Source organism: Spirosoma soli (genome assembly GCF_042684525.1).
GTDB classification, from domain to species: Bacteria; Bacteroidota; Bacteroidia; order Cytophagales; family Spirosomataceae; genus Spirosoma; species Spirosoma soli.
This window is the reverse complement of the sequence record NZ_JBHULN010000014.1, coordinates 1-17,874: the sequence shown is the minus strand read 5'-3', so window position 1 is coordinate 17,874 and position 17,874 is coordinate 1. Positions and strand designations below refer to the sequence as shown.

At 47.8% G+C, this 17,874-nt stretch carries 15 protein-coding genes; 7 read left to right on the top strand and 8 right to left on the bottom strand.

Features of this window, described 5'->3' with window-relative positions; genetic code table 11:
• Positions 1 to 279: 279 nt before the first annotated feature.
• Both ACFSUS_RS20050 and ACFSUS_RS20045 read right to left on the bottom strand, forming a co-directional pair.
• Entirely contained in the window at positions 280 to 1,758 is a 1,479-nt protein-coding gene (locus ACFSUS_RS20050) for a hybrid sensor histidine kinase/response regulator (protein ID WP_381525528.1), read from the bottom strand.
• Between the two features lie 68 nt (positions 1,759 to 1,826).
• Entirely contained in the window at positions 1,827 to 2,246 is a 420-nt protein-coding gene (locus tag ACFSUS_RS20045; protein WP_381525527.1) for a response regulator, read from the bottom strand.
• 693 nt (positions 2,247 to 2,939) lie between these two features.
• Here ACFSUS_RS20045 and ACFSUS_RS20040 point away from each other — a divergent pair.
• Positions 2,940 to 3,584 carry a porin family protein gene (locus ACFSUS_RS20040; RefSeq protein ID WP_381525526.1) on the top strand — a complete coding sequence of 215 codons (645 nt, stop codon included), beginning with the start codon at positions 2,940 to 2,942 and terminating at the stop codon, positions 3,582 to 3,584.
• A gap of 82 nt (positions 3,585 to 3,666) precedes the next feature.
• Here the strand turns inward: ACFSUS_RS20040 and ACFSUS_RS20035 are convergent, their stop codons facing one another.
• Both ACFSUS_RS20035 and ACFSUS_RS20030 read right to left on the bottom strand, forming a co-directional pair.
• Positions 3,667 to 5,145 (bottom strand): sigma-54-dependent transcriptional regulator, encoded by a 1,479-nt coding sequence (locus tag ACFSUS_RS20035; RefSeq protein WP_381525525.1) that lies wholly within the window; start codon positions 5,143 to 5,145, stop codon positions 3,667 to 3,669.
• 92 nt (positions 5,146 to 5,237) lie between these two features.
• A complete protein-coding gene (locus ACFSUS_RS20030) occupies positions 5,238 to 5,612 on the bottom strand; it encodes a response regulator (RefSeq protein WP_381525524.1) in 375 nt (124 codons plus the stop codon).
• 481 nt (positions 5,613 to 6,093) lie between these two features.
• Here ACFSUS_RS20030 and ACFSUS_RS20025 point away from each other — a divergent pair, with 481 nt between their 5' ends.
• On the top strand, positions 6,094 to 6,255 hold the full coding sequence (locus ACFSUS_RS20025) for a lmo0937 family membrane protein (protein ID WP_381525523.1): 162 nt from the start codon (positions 6,094 to 6,096) through the stop codon (positions 6,253 to 6,255).
• Positions 6,256 to 6,469: 214 nt separating this feature from the next.
• Here ACFSUS_RS20025 and ACFSUS_RS20020 read toward each other — a convergent pair whose 3' ends face one another.
• Entirely contained in the window at positions 6,470 to 7,543 is a 1,074-nt protein-coding gene (locus ACFSUS_RS20020) for an endonuclease/exonuclease/phosphatase family protein (RefSeq protein WP_381525522.1), read from the bottom strand.
• Between the two features lie 286 nt (positions 7,544 to 7,829).
• Here ACFSUS_RS20020 and ACFSUS_RS20015 point away from each other — a divergent pair, with 286 nt between their 5' ends.
• The 4 genes from ACFSUS_RS20015 (at position 7,830) to ACFSUS_RS20000 (ending at position 11,264) form a co-directional block, all read left to right on the top strand.
• Positions 7,830 to 8,081: a YtxH domain-containing protein gene (locus ACFSUS_RS20015; RefSeq protein ID WP_381525521.1), complete on the top strand. Its 252-nt coding sequence runs from the start codon at positions 7,830 to 7,832 to the stop codon at positions 8,079 to 8,081.
• Positions 8,082 to 8,110: 29 nt separating this feature from the next.
• Complete coding sequence (locus ACFSUS_RS20010) at positions 8,111 to 8,506, top strand: YtxH domain-containing protein (protein WP_381525520.1); 396 nt, start codon at positions 8,111 to 8,113, stop codon at positions 8,504 to 8,506.
• Between the two features lie 163 nt (positions 8,507 to 8,669).
• Complete coding sequence (locus ACFSUS_RS20005) at positions 8,670 to 10,019, top strand: TolC family protein (RefSeq protein ID WP_381525519.1); 1,350 nt, start codon at positions 8,670 to 8,672, stop codon at positions 10,017 to 10,019.
• A gap of 3 nt (positions 10,020 to 10,022) precedes the next feature.
• Positions 10,023 to 11,264 carry an efflux RND transporter periplasmic adaptor subunit gene (locus tag ACFSUS_RS20000; RefSeq protein WP_381525518.1) on the top strand — a complete coding sequence of 414 codons (1,242 nt, stop codon included), beginning with the start codon at positions 10,023 to 10,025 and terminating at the stop codon, positions 11,262 to 11,264.
• A 97-nt stretch (positions 11,265 to 11,361) separates the two neighbouring features.
• Here the strand turns inward: ACFSUS_RS20000 and ACFSUS_RS19995 are convergent, their stop codons facing one another.
• Both ACFSUS_RS19995 and ACFSUS_RS19990 read right to left on the bottom strand, forming a co-directional pair.
• The gene (locus ACFSUS_RS19995) at positions 11,362 to 12,177 is read right to left on the bottom strand and encodes a DUF6597 domain-containing transcriptional factor (RefSeq protein ID WP_381525517.1); all 816 of its coding nucleotides are present in this window, start codon (positions 12,175 to 12,177) and stop codon (positions 11,362 to 11,364) included.
• Positions 12,178 to 12,409: 232 nt separating this feature from the next.
• Complete coding sequence (locus tag ACFSUS_RS19990) at positions 12,410 to 14,650, bottom strand: sodium-translocating pyrophosphatase (protein WP_381525516.1); 2,241 nt, start codon at positions 14,648 to 14,650, stop codon at positions 12,410 to 12,412.
• A gap of 254 nt (positions 14,651 to 14,904) precedes the next feature.
• Here ACFSUS_RS19990 and ACFSUS_RS19985 point away from each other — a divergent pair, with 254 nt between their 5' ends.
• On the top strand, positions 14,905 to 17,421 hold the full coding sequence (locus ACFSUS_RS19985) for a PIG-L family deacetylase (RefSeq protein ID WP_381525515.1): 2,517 nt from the start codon (positions 14,905 to 14,907) through the stop codon (positions 17,419 to 17,421).
• 218 nt (positions 17,422 to 17,639) lie between these two features.
• On the opposite strand, the gene ACFSUS_RS19980 is transcribed toward ACFSUS_RS19985, so the two are convergent.
• On the bottom strand, positions 17,640 to 17,874 hold a 235-nt coding region (locus ACFSUS_RS19980), incomplete at its 5' end, for an integrase core domain-containing protein (protein ID WP_381525514.1).

Below are 17,874 nucleotides of genomic sequence, written 5' to 3'. Positions count from 1 at the left end.
CATACCTTATAGCTTATTTTGTGCCATACCCATAGCCTACTAATTATGTATGCTATTAAAATAGCTAACCATGCTGATTGTCAACTTACTACTAGATCAAGTTTTTTAGATTTTTATCTTAAGAAATCTGTAGATTATACCTACTTGTGGAAAATAAATGGATGTGTGTGTACTTTTTTACACAACTTGTTCTACAAAAAAACCAGCCGTAACATAAGCTGGTTTTTTTGTAAGAAGTAGTTTACTAAATAACGGATGTCGGCTTCTATAGACTGCTAGCTATTTAGGGAAATACAGCCGGAAAGTGGTTCCCTGCCCTACCTGACTTTCCACTTCAATAGAGCCTTTATGACTATTAATGATATTTTGGGTTGCTGTTAAACCTAGCCCCATGCCGCCCGATTTTCCGGTAAAGAATGGATCAAACAAACGTTTGCGATCAGCTTCGCTAATACCGCCCCCATTGTCAGAAACTTCCACATATACCCGGCCATCTTCGGTGCACTGCGTTCTGACAACCAGAACTCCTTTGCCTTCTTCCATCGCTTCAACCGCATTTACTAAAATGTTCAGTAGGGCTGTTTTCACCTGATCGCAATCAAGCAATGCGTGGCAATCGTCGTGCGAGAAATAAGACTCAAGCCGCATTCGCTTTAGCTTGATACGATCGCTGACGAGTTGGAGCGTCGCCTTCACAATGGTATTGAAATCCTGTTTTTTGCGATCCAATTCACGCGGTTTCGACGAGTTGAGCATCTCTGTAATGAGTTGCCCGATCCGGTCTACATTACGCCCGATAATATCAGTGAACATAGTGATGTACTCATTCTCTACATCCAGCTCCTCCTTCAATTGCTCCAGCGCTAAACTTAGGTTCGTTAAGGGATTGCGAACTTCGTGGGCTATGCTACGCGCAATTTTGCCGGTCATGGTCAACTTTTCGGCCAGAATCAGATCCTGCTGAGCGCGTTTTTGATCGGTGATATCGCGTACAATTCCCTGATACCATTCAGGGCGCCCGGCGACATCCTCTACCGCCCACACCGAAATTAAGCAGATCCGCTTGCGGCCATTCCGATTAATGAGCGTTGTTTCAAAATCTTTGATCTGGCCATGTTCACGAACGTTGAAGCGCAACTCACGTAAATGGTTTAGGTCAGTGAACAAACGGGCCGGGTTTAGGCAACGTAGCTCATCGCGGCTATACCCAAGTAAGCGCTCAACCGACGGATTGGCGTCTTGAAAGCGTAACTCATAGTTGGCCACAAAAATGGCATCTATCGACCGCTCGAAAAGAGAACGGTATTTGTTTTCTTTCTGGGCTACTTCGGCCAGTACGCTGGCTTGCCGCAAGGCATACCGAATGCTACGTCCAAGCAGCTGCGCATCGATTCGCCCTTTCACCAGATAGTCGGCAGCCCCCAGTTCCAGCGCCGACTGATCGACGGTAAGATCGTCCTGACCGGTGAGCAGGATCATTGGCGCCCGACATCCCATTCGGAACGCTTCCTGAATCAGGTCAATACCTGTGTAATGCCCCAAACGGTAGTCAACCAGGTAAACGTCGTGTTCATCGGCCTCGATGGCGGCCAAAGCACGATCGTAGCTTTCTACCCAGTCGAGTTTGATATTTGCATTCTCTCTTGCCGACACCAGGGCGCGGGTCAGCATGTAATCATCTTCGTCGTCCTCAACTAGCAGAACACGAATAGTTTTACTTTTTTCTGTAACGTCGAGTGTCGCGGCAACAGGCGTCATAAACAATGAGTAGTTATAAATAAGCCACCTTCATTAGCACCCCCAAAAAGCCTGCCGAAGAAGGTTGCCTAGGGTAATTTAACAGTGTCCATCCAATAAGTCTTCAAAGCGCCAACCATTTCGACCAGACGATTGAAGTTAAATGGCTTGGTAACGAATGAATTAACGCCAAGATTATACGTTTTCACAACATCTTCGTCGGCCGATGAGGTTGTCATAACAACAACCGGTAATCGACGAAGTTTAGGATCGTCTTTAATTTCTTCAAGAGCCTGAAAACCATTCTTCCGAGGCATGTTCAAATCCAGAATTAGCAGATTAGGCCAGGGGGCGTTTGATTCATTATAACGGCCCTCATGACGCAAGTATTCCATTAGCTCTTCGCCGTCTTCGACAAACTGAACAGTTTGGGTATACCCGTTCTGTCTAAGCGCCTGGTCCATGAACAGGCGGTCGTCGTTGTCATCGTCAGCAATTAAAATAGTCATGTTTGTAGGCTTACGGTGCATACAGTGGCAGATAAAGCAGAGAAATAAGTAGCGGTTTTAAGCCTGTCAATTGGTTTGTACGTACGATATATAGAATGATAGCCGTATTTAGTTGTTCCACTAACAAAAGTGATACTCGTTGTTAGTTTATTAGCAGACGATTCGCTCCTTCAAAAATAGACAAAAAGCTTAAAACTATACGCCTGGTATAGGCAATAAAATCGTTAACATCACCTCTTTGATAACCATCTGCTGACGGGTCTCTAACTAAGTATATTTTCTTATGTATTTTGCTGCTTATGATTATTACGGTGTCAGTTCTGCTCCTGTTGACAATCTAAGTTTAAGCAAACCCGATAATCCTGTATCGATACTTTCTTGCGAATCGTATTTAAGGCATTTCACGTTGCACAATCCTTCAAAATAGTGAAGGTTAATTGTATTCAACCACAATCATTAACATTATAATCGTGCCTAAACATAATTGAATGATGAGTTCTACAATGTGTGGAAAATCTTACGCGCTTAGCTATTTATTTTATAATACCAATTTTCATCACAATTTAGCTTAAAGCGGTATAATGCAACTCTATAGGCCGTTTTTGACACAGATGGAGAGGTTTGGCACGATTTTAACACATTCATGCAGTACAACGGGTGAAACGCCTGCTTGTCACTAACTACATATTCGTTATGAAAAAGTCAATTAAAACCCTGCTTACAGCCGCTGTTCTTGCGACAGGCGCGCTTGTTGTAAACTCATCAGACGCCTTAGCACAAGGCCGTACACGGGTTGGTGTGAAAGGAGGTTTAAATGCAAGTTCGTTATTTTATGATAGTCAGGGGGCCACAAACAAAAACGAGCGCATCGGCTTTCATGCTGGCGTGTTTGCCCAGGCACCATTAGGTGAGTTCTTCGCTATTCAGCCAGAATTACTATACACTACGAAAGGATCATCGGCCGATTTTAATATTATAGGCGTTAGTGGTCGTAATACATTCAGACTTAATTATGCGGAATTACCCGTGCTGGCCACGTTCAAACTAGGTCAGGCAGTTGAACTACAGGCGGGGCCTTACGCGGCTTATCTGCTTAACTCTAACGTTAATTCGAACAGCGATTTTGGCGTTGGTACTGGGGCTATCAACCGGGACAACTTCAACAAAGTAGACTACGGTCTGGCTGGTGGGCTAAACATCTATTTTGGTAAAGCGTTTATTGGAGCCCGTTACGAACAGGGGTTACAACGGATTGCCAACAGTGGTGCTGCCCGTACGTTATTAGGAAATGCTAAAAACAGCGTTGGTCTATTGTCGGTTGGTTTCAGCATCAACTAGTAAAAACTAAAATAGGTGGAGTAAGCAAAGAACGGCCTAAAACCTTCTTTCTTACTCCACCTAGCCTACTTGCTGTTATCGCTTACAGATGAATATCGTACGCCTTTAACTTATTGTAAAGCGTCTTCCGATCAATGTTTAGTACCTCGGCCGCCTTCGTTTTGTTATAGCCTGTTTTCTCGAGTACTTTCAGAATAGCCGCTCGCTCGGCGTTTTCCGAAACGGACTTAAGGTTGGCCGCTGATTGGCTAAGCACGGGAACTCCCGGACGAGATGGGTCATAACTGACTTGAACACCTGCGTTGGTGGTATCTTCCGGCGTGAAGTACTGGGGGGATATAATCTCCTGAGGCAACACATCGGCTTCAATGTAGTCGCCCTGCGTGAGTAGTACGGCCCGTTTCACCACGTTCTGAAGCTCACGCAGATTACCGTGCCAATAGTACTCCTTGAACTTCTCTTTGGCTTCATCCTCAAACCCGAGAATTTCCTTCTCCAGCTGCTGATTAGCCAGTTCTAGAAAATGTTCGGCGAAGATCATGATGTCAGCCTTGCGTTCGCGTAGGGGTGACAGATGAAGTTCGAACTCGGCGATCCGGTGGTAAATATCCTCACGGAATTTGCCTTGGCGAACCGCATCACGTAAATCTTCATTAGTCGCCACAATAATTCGCACGTCGACCGGAATATCCTGGTTGCTGCCAATACGCCGGATCTTGCGTTCCTGCAACACACGCAGCAGCTTGATCTGGTTATCGTAGGATAGGTTACCGATTTCATCCAGGAAGAGCGTACCACCATTAGCGTATTCGAAGCTACCAGCCTTGTCGGACATGGCGCCGGTGAATGAACCTTTTACGTGTCCGAACAGCTCGCTACCCGCCAGTTCTTTACTCAATGCTCCGCAATCAATGGCCACAAATGGCTTGTCGGCACGTTTGCTTTTAAGGTGAATCGCATTGGCCACGAATTCCTTACCGGTTCCGGTTTCGCCCGTGATAATGACCGACATGTCCGTTGGGGCAATCAGGTCGATATGCTTCTGTAGCTGCTCGGCCACCCGACTTTTGCCAAAAATGAACCGCTTACCATCAGAGGTTAGCGCCGTTTTCGATGATGACTTAGCGGGTGTAGTTTTAGCCGCAGGAGTTGCCGCTGTCGCGGCAGAACCGTTTACCTGGACCTGGGTTAAGGATTGACTTCGTCGCTCAAGTGCCCCTTTGATGGTGTACAGAATCTCATCGGGATACAGAGGCTTCGTTACATAATCATACGCTCCGTGCTTAACTGTCTGCACGGCCACCCGTACGTCAGAGTAACCAGTAATAATAATAACGGCCGTCGTTGGATGCATGACCTTAATTCGGCGAAGCATCTCGAGGCCGTCTATATCGGGCAGTTTAAAATCGCAAATAACCAGTTCGAACGATTCCTTACGTAACAAAGCAAGGCCATCTTCGCCCCGCTGTACCGACGCTGTCTTATATCCCTGCTTACCCAGAAAGCGCTCCAGAAGCAGGCATATATCATTGTTATCGTCAACAATCAGAATTTTTTCCATGAAGAGGAAGTAGCTTGTTCAGACAGACCACGCCCAAAGAACAAGTGCGTTGAAAGATGGAAGGGCCTATCTGGCTGTATGAACAAAGTTACTCAAACCTGAATGGTTTGCAAAGCCATTTCCACCGAACGACGGGTGAATGGTTTTCCAATAAAATAATCAGCACCTTGCTCAGTAGCACGCCGACGCTCGGCCTGTCCATCGAACGCGCTAATCATAATTACCTTCGTTTCGGTCTGATCTCCCTTTATGGAAGGCAGCAGGTCAAAACCCAACCCATCGGGTAAATTTAAATCTAAAAATACAGCGTCAAATTGCTGCGTATTTAGGCATTGACGACCTTCTTCAATGAAATGAGCGCAGGTTGGCTGGTAGCCTAACCGTCTTAGCAAACCAGATAATAGCAGACATATGTCTGCCTCATCGTCTACAATTAATACGCGCTTTGCAGTGCTCAATGTACTCATTACAGCTGGTCTGAATTGCTGGCCCGCGCTTACACCTAACATCGTCCTCACCACGGTTATTTTATAGTTTTCATAAACTTTGATGCGAGTTTATACATAAAATATAGTGCCGAAACTTCCGCCGATCAGCCATTTTACGTATTTATACCTACTAAAACCCAATGAATTAGCCACTTGCGTTCAAATAGTACTTTTGAAAGGTTAGCTTTCCCTAAATTCACCCCCTGAAATAAGCTTTTCTATTGAGCTATTTTTCTACGCTTATTCTACAACTGTAGAGAATTATCTACAACAATACACGAATTATCGCGGGCCTAAGACAAATTGATAGATTAGAATATTTGTTACTTTAAAGCTCATTTACAAGCGCATAGCGTGTCAGAATCTGCTTGTAATGCTGTAATGGGTTAGATTGGCACAACTTTTTCTAAGTAGATAGTCAATTGCGAGATAATTGATTCTGATTTACTCACGAAACGTTATGGGAAATCTTCTTTACACAATAGCAGTCGTGCTGATTATTATATGGCTGTTGGGTTTTTTGGGGTTCAATAGTTTTGGACTCGGAAGTTTAATCCATGTGCTTTTGGTAATCGCCGTCATAGCGGTCATCCTACGTCTAATTCAGGGACGAGGAGTGTGAAGAAGTAAGTACCAATCAAGATATTACGTGCCGCGGGCATCGCCACAGCGCACGGACACAGTATTCCTAACAAAGTGGTACGTTTAGGTTTAGGTGGTTTCATTTTAGGTTAAGTACAAGTTACGGTGGGTACGGAATCCCTGCGTCAGTTTGAACGCAGGGATTTTTTTTGCAGTATACGTAGCTCCAACCGTGAAGTCATAACGGCTGGGGCCTAAGTTGCTTTGTCGATGATTTCCTTGGTTTCAGTAAGATCATCTTTCTCGGGCTCGGGCACCTCGTCGAGCCGGTTAGGATCAGGATTGTAAACGAGTGATACCAGGATTGGGAAGTGGTCAGAACCACAGTTAGGTAAGCGTCGTAGCTTTTCTAATTGAAAATGGTGGGATACAAATACATGGTCGAGGGGCCACCTTAGGAAAAAATAGCGGGCGTGGAAGGTGCTGAATAAGCCACGACCCACTCGCGGATCAAGTAATCCACTAATCCGTTGAAACAGGCGTGTTGTGTGCGACCAGGCGACATCATTGAGATCGCCAGCTACAATGATTGGCCCTGTTAACTGGCGGCATTCCTTACCGACTACTAACAACTCAGCGTCGCGCTCTGTCGACCGATAATGCTCAGTAGGGCTTGGCGGCATCGGGTGAACGCCCATAAAATGAATTAACTGACCCGAAGGCAGTTCCATACGGGCGTATATGGATGGAATGTCGTCCTGGATGAGAAAACGTAGTTCATGATGACGTATCGGCAAGCGTGAGTAAAGCAGCATTCCATACGTGTTTTCCAGGGGACAGAACACATGATGCGGATAGGTTGCTTCAATGGGTTGTAACGCACGTTTCCAGGTCTGATTAGTTTCCAGCAACAACACGATATCAGGCTGATGCTTCTCGATTAAGGCCAGCACATCGGGCGTGTGCGTATTCTCCATATACACATTAGCCGTTAACAGCCGAACGGTATTGGTTTCTACATCGGGCTGACCTGAAAATCGTTTTAAGGCGTGCACCTGTTTGCTATGCAAAGCGGTGTAAGGATAAATTAACCAGCCCTGATACGCCATTGCGACCAGCAAGCTAACCGGAACCAGTACCTGAGGCCAACCAAAGTCAGGCATCACAATAAACCAGGCCACTAGTCCGGCAGTCGTTAATGCGGTTAACTGAAGGTGAGGAAAATCCCAGATGCGAATCCACCAATAATCAATTCGAAGCAGGTGAATAAAGGATGCGGTTACAAAAAAACCAGTGTAGAGAATGAAAAATAAAAGCGTGGACGTCATCAGGAAAAGGAATTGGTTATATCAACAATGAGTAAATACAACCAAAGGTTTTGTGTTGAATAGAATATTGGCCATTACGGCACGACTTTATTAGCGAGTAGCCTGCCTTCAGTTGCGTAAAACGTGGACGCCCTTGTGGAGAATACTCCTCAACTACTTGTAGACGAACAAAACTGACCTAAGCACATAACTATTTTGTTCCCAGCAAGTTATTAGAAATACAGCATTGTGGTACAAAATTTTCTGAATGGAAGGCGTATTCAGTCATGCACTAAAGCAAGAGCACATGAAATCACTACCAGGCATTTTAGTAGGACTAGCAGTCGGCGCCATCGTGGGCGTACTGCTCGCTCCTGAGAGTGGGAAAAAGACTCGTAAGCGAATTTCGTCTGAGTCAGATTCGTTTTTCAAAGACCTTCAGGACCAGTTGCAGTCTGGTTTAGAAAGCATCAAGAATCAGTATAATGACTATGTCGATTCGGCTTCGGAGAAGGCACAGGATGCCGTTGGTCAGGCGAAACGTAAAGCAAAGCAATAAATCACCAATCACCTAAAACGAACAAAGCAATGAGAAGTACAAGAGATTTTTTAACGGGTATCATCACAGGTGTTGTAATTGGTATCTTAACGGCTCCCCGCAGTGGTAAGGAAACCCGCGATAAACTGACTGAAGAAGCCAACAAGCGTTCCAGCGATCTGAAAGATCAGTGGGAAAAAGGCGTATCGCAGGTGAAGGACGGCTATGAGCAGGCCAAAACTCAGGTGAACCAATACGCTGATAAAGCCAAAGAGCAGTTCAACCAGTACAAAGATCAAGCTCAGTCTGCCTACAACCAGGCTCAGGCAAATGCTGACTCTAATAAGGAGCAGGCTAAAGATCAGTATAACAACAAAGTTGATGAACTAGCCGATGACGCTCAGAGCGCCATTGAGAGCAGTAAAGATTCGTTCAAAGTGAGCTAAGTAATAGTACCTGATTTACTCAACGTCTTGATAAGTAAGCCCCGCCGGAATATTCCGGCGGGGCTTACGCGTTTTTAGGGTTTAACAACCTTTTAATTCGTGTTTAAGCAGCCTTTAATTATCGGTGTGGACTTTTGCGATGTCAATCACATGTCCACATTCTATGCTCAACAGCCAATTCGTACCCTGTAAATTATACGCAGCCTGCCTACTGGGCCTGGTGTTCGGGCTAGGCGCTCCTTCATCAGCGTTGCTATACGGACAAACGCCAACGGGTAATCAAGTTTCGTCTGCCCCTGCTGCTACAGATACACTTCGGTTAAGCATCGCGCAGGCCGACGAGCAGTTTAAAGCGCGCAACCTAAGCGTGTTAGCGGCTCAACTTGGTATCAACGAAAACCAGGCATACGAGATTCAGTCTCAGCTCCGCGTTAACCCGGCTATTTATGTCGAAACAATGCCTTACAATCAGCAAACGAGAGAGGTGCTGCCGTTTAAGCAAAGCAATGCTCAGCAGGTTGTACAAGTTCAGCAACTGATTCGGCTGGCGGGCAAGCGAAATAAACAGTTAGCCATTGCCAAAACGAATACGGAGTTAGCCGCTGACCGATTCTATGATCTGCTTCGAACACTGACGTACCAACTCCATACCACGTTCTATGATTTATACTATGCGCATCAGTCGCTTGCCGTATACGATCAGGAAATTGCCACTCTTCGGCAGACGGTAGATCTGTACCAACAGCAATACGACAAAGGCAACGTACCGCTGAAAGATCTGACTCGCTTGAAAGCCTATTTATTTAACCTGACAACCGAACGGCAACAGCTGCTCCGGCGACAGACTGACGATCGCGCTGACTTAACTGTATTGCTGAACACGGGGCCAACGGTGACCATCCAGCCGGTTCTTCCGGCCAATGCGCCGGATCAGTTCTCGGTAAGTCGCCTTACCCTCAACAATCTATACCCGCTGGCCGAAGTGCACCGGTTCGATTTGAAAGGGTACCGCGACCTTGCCAAGCAGGAGCAGCAAAATCTGGTTCTGCAAAAAGCAATGGCCGTGCCGGACCTTACCCTGCAGGGTACGTATGACCGAAACGGTAGTTACATCCCGAATTATATTGGCGTCGGTGTTGGAATTAGCCTGCCTCTTTTGAATAAAAATCAGGGCAACATTCAGGCCGCTAAGATCCGGACCCAAAGTAGTCAACAGTCGCTCAATGCCTATACGCTACAAGTCGATAGCGATGTTCAGCGGGCGTACGCCAAAGCACAGCAGACCGAACAGCTTTATCAAACCTTTGACCAGCGCTTCAACGACGACTTTGGCCAGCTGATTCAGGGAGTTACCACGAACTACAAAAAGCAGAATATTGATGTGGTGGAGTTTCTGGACTTTTTTGATTCGTACAAAAACAGCCAGATCCAATTTGCTCAACTCCAGAATGACCGCATGCAAAGTCTTGAAGAATTAAACTTTGCGGTTGGCACTAATCCGTTTCAAAACTAAGCCATGAAAAAACAGTCTTTTAATCCACTCTATTTTCGTCAGCCTCAACTTCGCGATCGGTTAGCGTTAGTCGGTGACAAGCGCTATAAATTGCCAAAGGGTCATTTTTTCGGCATCGTTATGCGCGTGTCGACCGATGCGTCCGGCCAACCAATCCGCCGGCACGCCATTGCTGTTCTAGCCGGGCTACTTCTACTCGGAGGGGTAACCAGTTGTGGTACGTCGGCCAAACCAGAAGACACGGCACCGACCAAAGCGCATCAGGAAACAAATCTGTTAGCTACGGCAACCTTTGATACGGCCAAGTTAGAGAATGCCCAGAATGAGCTGAACTTAACGGGTAAAATTACCTTCAACCAGGATCAGGTCGTTAAAGTGTTTCCGCTGGTAGGTGGTCATATCGAATCGCTGAAGGCCGACTTAGGCGATTTTGTAAAAAAAGGCCAGACGCTAGCCGTCATTCGGTCGGGCGACCTGGCCGATTTGGAGCAACAAGGCATTGCCGCCCGTGGTCAGTTGTCGGTTGCCCAGAAAAACTTACAAGTCACCGAAGACATGGCGAAGGCTGGCTTAAGCTCACAACGCGAATTAGTAGCCAGTAAAGAGCAACTACAGGCAGCTAAAGGTGAAGTTAACCGCGTGAATGAGCGACGCCAGATCCTGGGCGGCAATGGCTCCGTATACGTAGTAAAAGCGCCAATGAGCGGATTTATTGTGGAAAAAACAGCGTCTCAGGGCATGGAACTCCGCTCCGACGATCCCGAAAATTTATTTACCATTTCTAATCTGGACCGGGTATGGGTACTGGCCAATGTATACGAATCGGATTTAGCTAACATTCACGAGGGCGATCCGGCAACCATTACGACCATCTCTTATCCCGACAAAGTTTTTCACGGCAAAATCGACAAAATATTCAACGTACTCGATCCCGATAGTAAAACCCTGAAGGTTCGCGTCACGCTCAATAACGCTGATTATCGGCTCAAACCCGAAATGTTTGCCAACGTAAGCGTTACTTACGCAGGTCACGATCAACGAGTGGGCATTCCATCCGGCGCGATTGTATTCGACAAGAACCGGAATTTCGTAGTAACGGTAAATCAGCACAATCAGCCGATTGTCCGGGAGGTAGACGTTTATAAAACCGTTGGTCAGAAAACATACCTCTCAGGCGGGTTATCTGCCGGCGATCGGGTCGTTACCACCAACCATCTGTTGATTTATAACGCTTTAAGCAACTAACGCTTTTTGCAAATAGGTTAAATGGTTCCGTTAGCACCTAATTGTGAATACGAGCCATTAGTTTGAACACAAGGGCGATAAGACAGCCTTGTGCAGGCTACGTCAACAGCGAGAAGTTCTCAGCCGTATTGCCGGACTGCTTTTGAAACTGATAGGGCGATGAACCAGCAAACTCCCGGAATGTTCGGATAAAATGAGACTGATCGGCATAGTCGTTTTCGAAAGCTATGTCCGAAAGTTTACTATACTTATTATGCCTTAACTGGCCTAAAGACGCCTGAAAGCGGCAAATTCGGGCGAAAAGTTTGGGCGAAATACCAACGCACTGTTTAAACCTACGCTCTAAACTTCGCTCGGAAAGCCGTACGGCTTCCTGAAGTTTCTTCAGAGAAATGTTCCCGTTTGACGCCATAATCTGCGATAAGGCGTACTTCGTAACTCTGTCTGCTTCCTTCTGATTACGCTTGATCTGGCTTAGAAGATAACTGGCAAGTACGTCCGTTTGAGCGGTTATTGCCGACGTATTAACGAGCCGTTCAACCAAAGATAAACCCGGCGGTTGTGCTACTCTCTCTAAGTCTGCGCACGAGTCGGTCATCGAATCAGCATCGAAGCCAAACAAAGAGGTAAGCGCATCGGGGTATAAGACGACACCTATTGCGCGGAATTTGCCACCCGATGTGAGTTCTGCACACTGCGTAGCCTGCCCATACAGGAATAAGTTAGGCAGCTCTTTATCCTTTTGACGAAACGCGCCCCCTTCCGATTGATGAAACAGAAGCCCCGGACAACCATCTACTATTGGGCGGAGGGTGGTAGGCACAGCGTTCGTACCCCAATTGTCTAACGTCCACATATACCGGACGTAGTCCTGCAAATAATCGGGTGGTTGTATCTCCTGGTAGTTCATCATCACGTTGGTATATAACCATTAAAGTACCAAAATGGCTCGAAAAAACTAAACAGTCGGCAAGGCGTATACGCATAGACAGCGCCGTGCCAATCTTTGGCTAATGTTTGCCCAAACGCTAAAGCCAGTAAGCCAATCCCTATTTGAGACTGGCTTACTGGTTAGCAAACGTAATCAACAAAGACCCTGTGTTTTACGAATTGTGATTAACGGAGCTCCTCCCCCATCAAGGGTGCTATTTGTCGTTTTTGGTTTTATCATTGGGTGTACTCACCGTATCGTTATCAGCAGCGGTTGACTGCTCTAACGGCACTTCAGTACCAGCGGCTCTCTTGCCCTCCCGAGCCGAGTTTGGTATATCTGATGAAGGCACGGCGATGTATGGCGCTATCACGAGCGATACAATCGACATCAGCTTGATCAGAATATTCATCGAAGGCCCGGACGTATCTTTGAAGGGGTCGCCGACGGTATCGCCCGTTACTGATGCTTTGTGCGGCTCCGACTTTTTGTAATACATCTCGCCATTAATGAGCACTCCTTTCTCGAACGATTTCTTGGCGTTATCCCAGGCGCCACCCGCGTTGTTCTGAAAAATACCCATTAACACGCCCGACACAGTAACCCCCGCCAGCAGACCGCCAAGCACTTCGGGTCCGAAGATAAAGCCAACAATAACCGGTACCGTTAAGGCAATAGCGCCCGGCAAAACCATCTCCCGAATCGAGGCCTGGGTTGAAATAGCTACGCACTTCTCGTATTCGGGCTTACCCGTTCCTTCCAGAATACCTGGGATTTCGCGGAATTGCCGACGTACCTCTTCCACCATTTTCATGGCCGCCCGCCCTACCGCGGCAATGGCCAGCGACGAGAAAATGAACGGAATCATAGCCCCCACAAACAAACCCGCTAGTACGTCAGCTTTGTAGATATCAATGGCCGAAATGCCCGAAATGCCAACGAAAGCCGCAAACAAAGCCAGCGCCGTTAGGGCAGCCGACGCAATGGCGAAGCCTTTTCCGGTAGCAGCCGTCGTATTACCAACGGCGTCCAGAATGTCAGTGCGACCACGTACTTCCTCGGGCAGGTAACTCATTTCGGCAATGCCACCGGCGTTGTCGGCAATGGGCCCGAAAGCATCAATCGCGAGCTGCATGGCCGTAGTCGCCATCATACCGGCCGCCGAAATAGCGACCCCGTACAGACCAGCAAAATGATAGGAGGTGTAAATACCAGCCGCCAGCACGAGAATGGGTAATACCGTTGATTCCATACCGACCGATAGTCCGCCGATGATGTTCGTAGCCGCTCCCGTCGCTGATTGACGAATGATGGACAATACCGGCCGACGACCCATAGCGGTGTAGTATTCGGTGATGGTCGACATTAACGCTCCAACAATTAATCCGGTAACGATAGCGTAGAAAACATCCATGCGGGTAAATTCTACCCCGCGAATCTCCATCGTTACGTCGGGCAGATAGCTCGTCACCAGAAAGTACGACGCGATCAGTGTAATAATGATTGACGCCCAGTTACCAAGATTCAAAGCGCCCTGTACACTTCCTGTCTCGTTTTTGATACGGACGAAATAAGTAGCAATGATTGAAAAAATCAGGCCAAGGCCAGCAATCATCATGGGTAACACAATGGGGGCGTGGCCCGGAATATTAGCATCTGCCGGAATGCGAATCTCGCGACCCAGCACCATCGTAGCCAAAATAGTAGCCACGTAAGACCCGAATAAGTCGGCACCCATACCCGCTACGTCACCCACGTTATCGCCTACGTTATCGGCAATAGTGGCTGGGTTGCGCGGGTCATCTTCGGGGATACCCGCTTCGACTTTACCAACTAGGTCGGCTCCAACGTCGGCCGCTTTCGTGTATATACCACCGCCTACCCGAGCAAACAGGGCAATTGATTCAGCACCGAGGGAAAAACCGGCCAGCACTTCCAGCGCCTTTTCCATAGGCAAGCCGTTGACGTCGCCATCAGGGCCAACATACATGTTATAAAGAACAATGAATAAACTTCCTAAACCTAACACTGCCAGACCAGCTACGCCGATGCCCATAACCGAGCCGCCCGTAAAAGACACTTCCAGAGCGCGGGCAAGACTAGTGCGGGCCGCGTGAGCCGTACGGACGTTGGCCTTGGTAGCGATGTTCATGCCAATGTATCCCGCTAAGGCAGATAAAAAAGCCCCCAGTATAAACGATAAGCCAATGATGGGACTAGAATTTTCAACCAATGTGCCAGAATACCCCAGCAATATGGCTACTATGATACCGAAATAAGTGAGAACTCGCCACTCGGCTTTTAAGAACGCAATGGCTCCATCGGCAATGTACCCGGCAATTTCCTGCATTCGGGCATCCCCGGCATCCTGCCGCGACACCCACAGAAATTTTGTAAACATTACCAGCAAGCCAACAATACCCAGCAGGGGGACTAAATAGATACTGTAATTCATGCGACTGATTAATAGGTTTAGAAATATGATTGCTCACAAATATAGAATTTGCCATCTCATAACCCAACGTAATCAGACCCGCTGGTTGACTTTTTTCGAGGTTTATTTCGTTTATTTCAACAATTGGTCTAATCTGTCAACTTTTCCAGCTACGTCAGGCACCTAAGCCACTGGCATGGCCAGCCATGCTTTGTTCGCTAAATCAAATCAGCGTCTATCTTTGCTGAATCTGATCCGTTTAACAGTTGTACGCCGTGTCCTTATCCGCTCGTCTGCCCCTTCTTCTGCTTGGCTTCTTCGTTGTCTCAACCGCTCTGGCACAGGTTCCTTACGGCCCCATTAAGCCCACACCGAGCAGCGAGATTCTAGCTAATCTTAAAAAGCTGAACGTTTTGGGCTCAGTACTCTACGTAGCGGCTCACCCCGACGATGAGAACACGTTATTACTGGCCTATCTGGCCAAAGATCGGCTCGTTCGTACGGCTTACATGTCGCTTACACGGGGCGATGGCGGTCAAAACCTGATTGGGCCGGAGCAGGGCGAAAACATTGGCGTTATTCGGACCCAGGAACTGTTAGCAGCCCGGCGCGTAGACGGCCCCGATCAATTCTTCAGTCGGGCGTACGACTTTGGCTTCTCTAAATCAACTGACGAAGCCGTACGGACCTGGGGACAGGATAAAGTGCTGGCTGACGTGGTCTGGATGATTCGTAAATACCAGCCCGATGTCATCATCACGCGTTTTCCGCCCGACGCCCGCGCTGGTCATGGTCACCATAGTGCGTCGGGGTTTCTGGCCGAAGAAGCGTTTAAGATCTCAAACGATCCTACCAAATTTCCTGAGCAGCTGCCCTACGTGAAGCCGTGGCAAGCTAAGCGGGTCATGTGGAACGTGTTTATTCCGGGGGCGTTTCTGAGCAACAAAAAACCCGAAGAAGCCGGTAACCTGATTGGAATTGAAACAGGCCTTTACAACCCGCTATTAGGCAAGTCATACGGCGAAATTGCGTCCGAAAGTCGTAGCCAGCACAAAAGTCAGGGCTTTGGTGTGGCGGCTAACCGGGGCGCCCGGGTCGACTATCTGCTATTGAAAGGTGGCGATCCGGCCGAAAAAGACCCCTTCGATGGTGTAGACATGACCTGGAAGCGGGTAAAGAACAGCGAGCCTGTACAAGCGCTGGTCACGAAGACTATTGCCGACTTTCGGGCTGACCACCCAGCGGCATCCGTGCCAGCCTTGGTGCAACTCTATGGAGCGATTAGTAAGCTAGATACAGCCAGTATTTACGTAAAAGCCAAACAGCAGGAGGTTCAAATTTTGATTCAGCAGTGCCTGGGTTTGTGGTTTGAGACAAATCCGGCGGATTTTGCCGCTACGCCTGGTGAGACAATCAAACTGGCTACTACTATCGTTAGCCGCACCGATGCCCCCGTAAAGCTGGTTAACGTTCGCTATTCTACCAGTAAGGATACGACGCTAAGCCTGGCGCTCAAACCGAACGATGTTGTATTACTCCCCGCTATGGTCGCTATCCCAAAAAATCAGGCAATTTCGCAGCCCTACTGGCTTCAGAAACCAATTGACAGAGGATTGTTTCAGGTTACCGACCAACGCCTGATTGGCCTGCCTGAAAACCCGCCCGTGCTCACGGCTAGCTATACCTTCGAGATTAACGGACAACGCTTTACCTACACTCGCCCAGTCGTTTACAAATCAACTGACCCGGTAGACGGTGAAATTTATCGCCCATTTATCATTCAGCCTGAAGTAACGGCGAACCTTGCCGACCGTGTTTACGTATTTGCGGACAATACACCTAAAACGGCCGAAGTGGTGCTAAAGGCCGGGCGAGCCAACGTATCGGGAACCCTAAAGCTGGAGGTACCAGCTGGTTGGCGTATTGAACCAGCGTCGCTGCCGTTCTCAATGACGGCTAAGGGCGACGAACAACGGCTTTCCTTTCAGCTATCGCCATCGGCGCAGGCGCAGAACGGCAAGCTACAAGCGATTATGACTACCCCAACGGGTACATTCACCACGGGCCTCCGGGTGATTGCCTACAAGCACATTCCGACACAAACTCTGTTCCCACTGGCAGAAGCTAAGTTGGTGAAGTTGGATGTGAAAGTAAGCGCCAAAAACATAGGTTACATTGTCGGTGCGGGCGACGAAGTACCAGCCGCGTTACAGCAAATGGGTTGCCACGTTACGCTTCTGGGGCCTGCCGATCTAAACGGAAACTTATCGACCTACGACGCCATTGTGCTAGGTGTCCGGGCGTATAACACCGACGAGTTTCTGGCTCGTTACCAGCCCAAGTTGATGGATTACGTCAAAAACGGCGGCACGATGGTGGTGCAGTACGTAACGCCTAACAATTCGTTCCTGCGCAATGAAGCCCCCTTACCGCAGCTTGGTCCTTATCCCTTTACCGTTGGTCGTGACCGCGTGACCGAAGAAGATGCAAAGATGACGTTTATCAACCCTCAACATCCCCTACTAAATACGCCCAACAAAATCACAGCAGCAGATTTTGCTGGCTGGATTCAGGAGCGGGGCATTTACTTCGCTCAGGATTGGGATAAGAATTACGAACCGATCTTCTCGGCCAACGACCAGAACGAAGCGCCAAAGCAGGGCAGTTTGCTTTATACGAAATACGGTAAAGGCCATTTCATGTACACCGGTTTAGTGTTTTTCCGCGAGTTACCCGCCGGCGTACCCGGTGCCTACCGACTGTTTGCCAACATGATTTCGGTGGGAAAATAAAAGCGAGAGCATTAATCTCATGGGGTCACGATTAATCTGCGGCACCTTTCCCTCTGTCTCTATTGAGATAGGAACTCTCCTTTCGCTACGAAAGCAAATGTCTTATCGGAGAAATTTATGGAATTGGCTACTTTTTACCTCCTGGTTAGAAAAGGAGATAAAGACCTATAACGCCAACTTTAACAATTTGCAGGTAGGATAAGATTAGGGCTCATTCCCTAGGTGTATAGTCCCAATATGAGATGGGTTGGATCACGAGTAAAGATAGTTGGTTTTGCTTGCCATTGAGCGCAGACAAATTCGTGCGGGGTTAATCCCTTCCATGTCTTTAACCGTTTGGCATGGTTATAAGCTAGGAGAAAGGCTTGTAGATGTTGGTTCAATTCATCTGTCGTCTGATAGTGGTAGCGATACACGGTGGCTTCTTTAATCGTACGGTTCATCCGCTCAACT

Coding starts and splice junctions, on each gene's coding strand:
- ACFSUS_RS20050 (WP_381525528.1), bottom strand. CDS start 1,758: ATGACGCCTGTTGCCGCGACACTCGACGTTACAGAAAAAAGTAAAACT.
- ACFSUS_RS20045 (WP_381525527.1), bottom strand. CDS start 2,246: ATGACTATTTTAATTGCTGACGATGACAACGACGACCGCCTGTTCATG.
- ACFSUS_RS20040 (WP_381525526.1), top strand. CDS start 2,940: ATGAAAAAGTCAATTAAAACCCTGCTTACAGCCGCTGTTCTTGCGACA.
- ACFSUS_RS20035 (WP_381525525.1), bottom strand. CDS start 5,145: ATGGAAAAAATTCTGATTGTTGACGATAACAATGATATATGCCTGCTT.
- ACFSUS_RS20030 (WP_381525524.1), bottom strand. CDS start 5,612: ATGAGTACATTGAGCACTGCAAAGCGCGTATTAATTGTAGACGATGAG.
- ACFSUS_RS20025 (WP_381525523.1), top strand. CDS start 6,094: ATGGGAAATCTTCTTTACACAATAGCAGTCGTGCTGATTATTATATGG.
- ACFSUS_RS20020 (WP_381525522.1), bottom strand. CDS start 7,543: ATGACGTCCACGCTTTTATTTTTCATTCTCTACACTGGTTTTTTTGTA.
- ACFSUS_RS20015 (WP_381525521.1), top strand. CDS start 7,830: ATGAAATCACTACCAGGCATTTTAGTAGGACTAGCAGTCGGCGCCATC.
- ACFSUS_RS20010 (WP_381525520.1), top strand. CDS start 8,111: ATGAGAAGTACAAGAGATTTTTTAACGGGTATCATCACAGGTGTTGTA.
- ACFSUS_RS20005 (WP_381525519.1), top strand. CDS start 8,670: ATGCTCAACAGCCAATTCGTACCCTGTAAATTATACGCAGCCTGCCTA.
- ACFSUS_RS20000 (WP_381525518.1), top strand. CDS start 10,023: ATGAAAAAACAGTCTTTTAATCCACTCTATTTTCGTCAGCCTCAACTT.
- ACFSUS_RS19995 (WP_381525517.1), bottom strand. CDS start 12,177: ATGATGAACTACCAGGAGATACAACCACCCGATTATTTGCAGGACTAC.
- ACFSUS_RS19990 (WP_381525516.1), bottom strand. CDS start 14,650: ATGAATTACAGTATCTATTTAGTCCCCCTGCTGGGTATTGTTGGCTTG.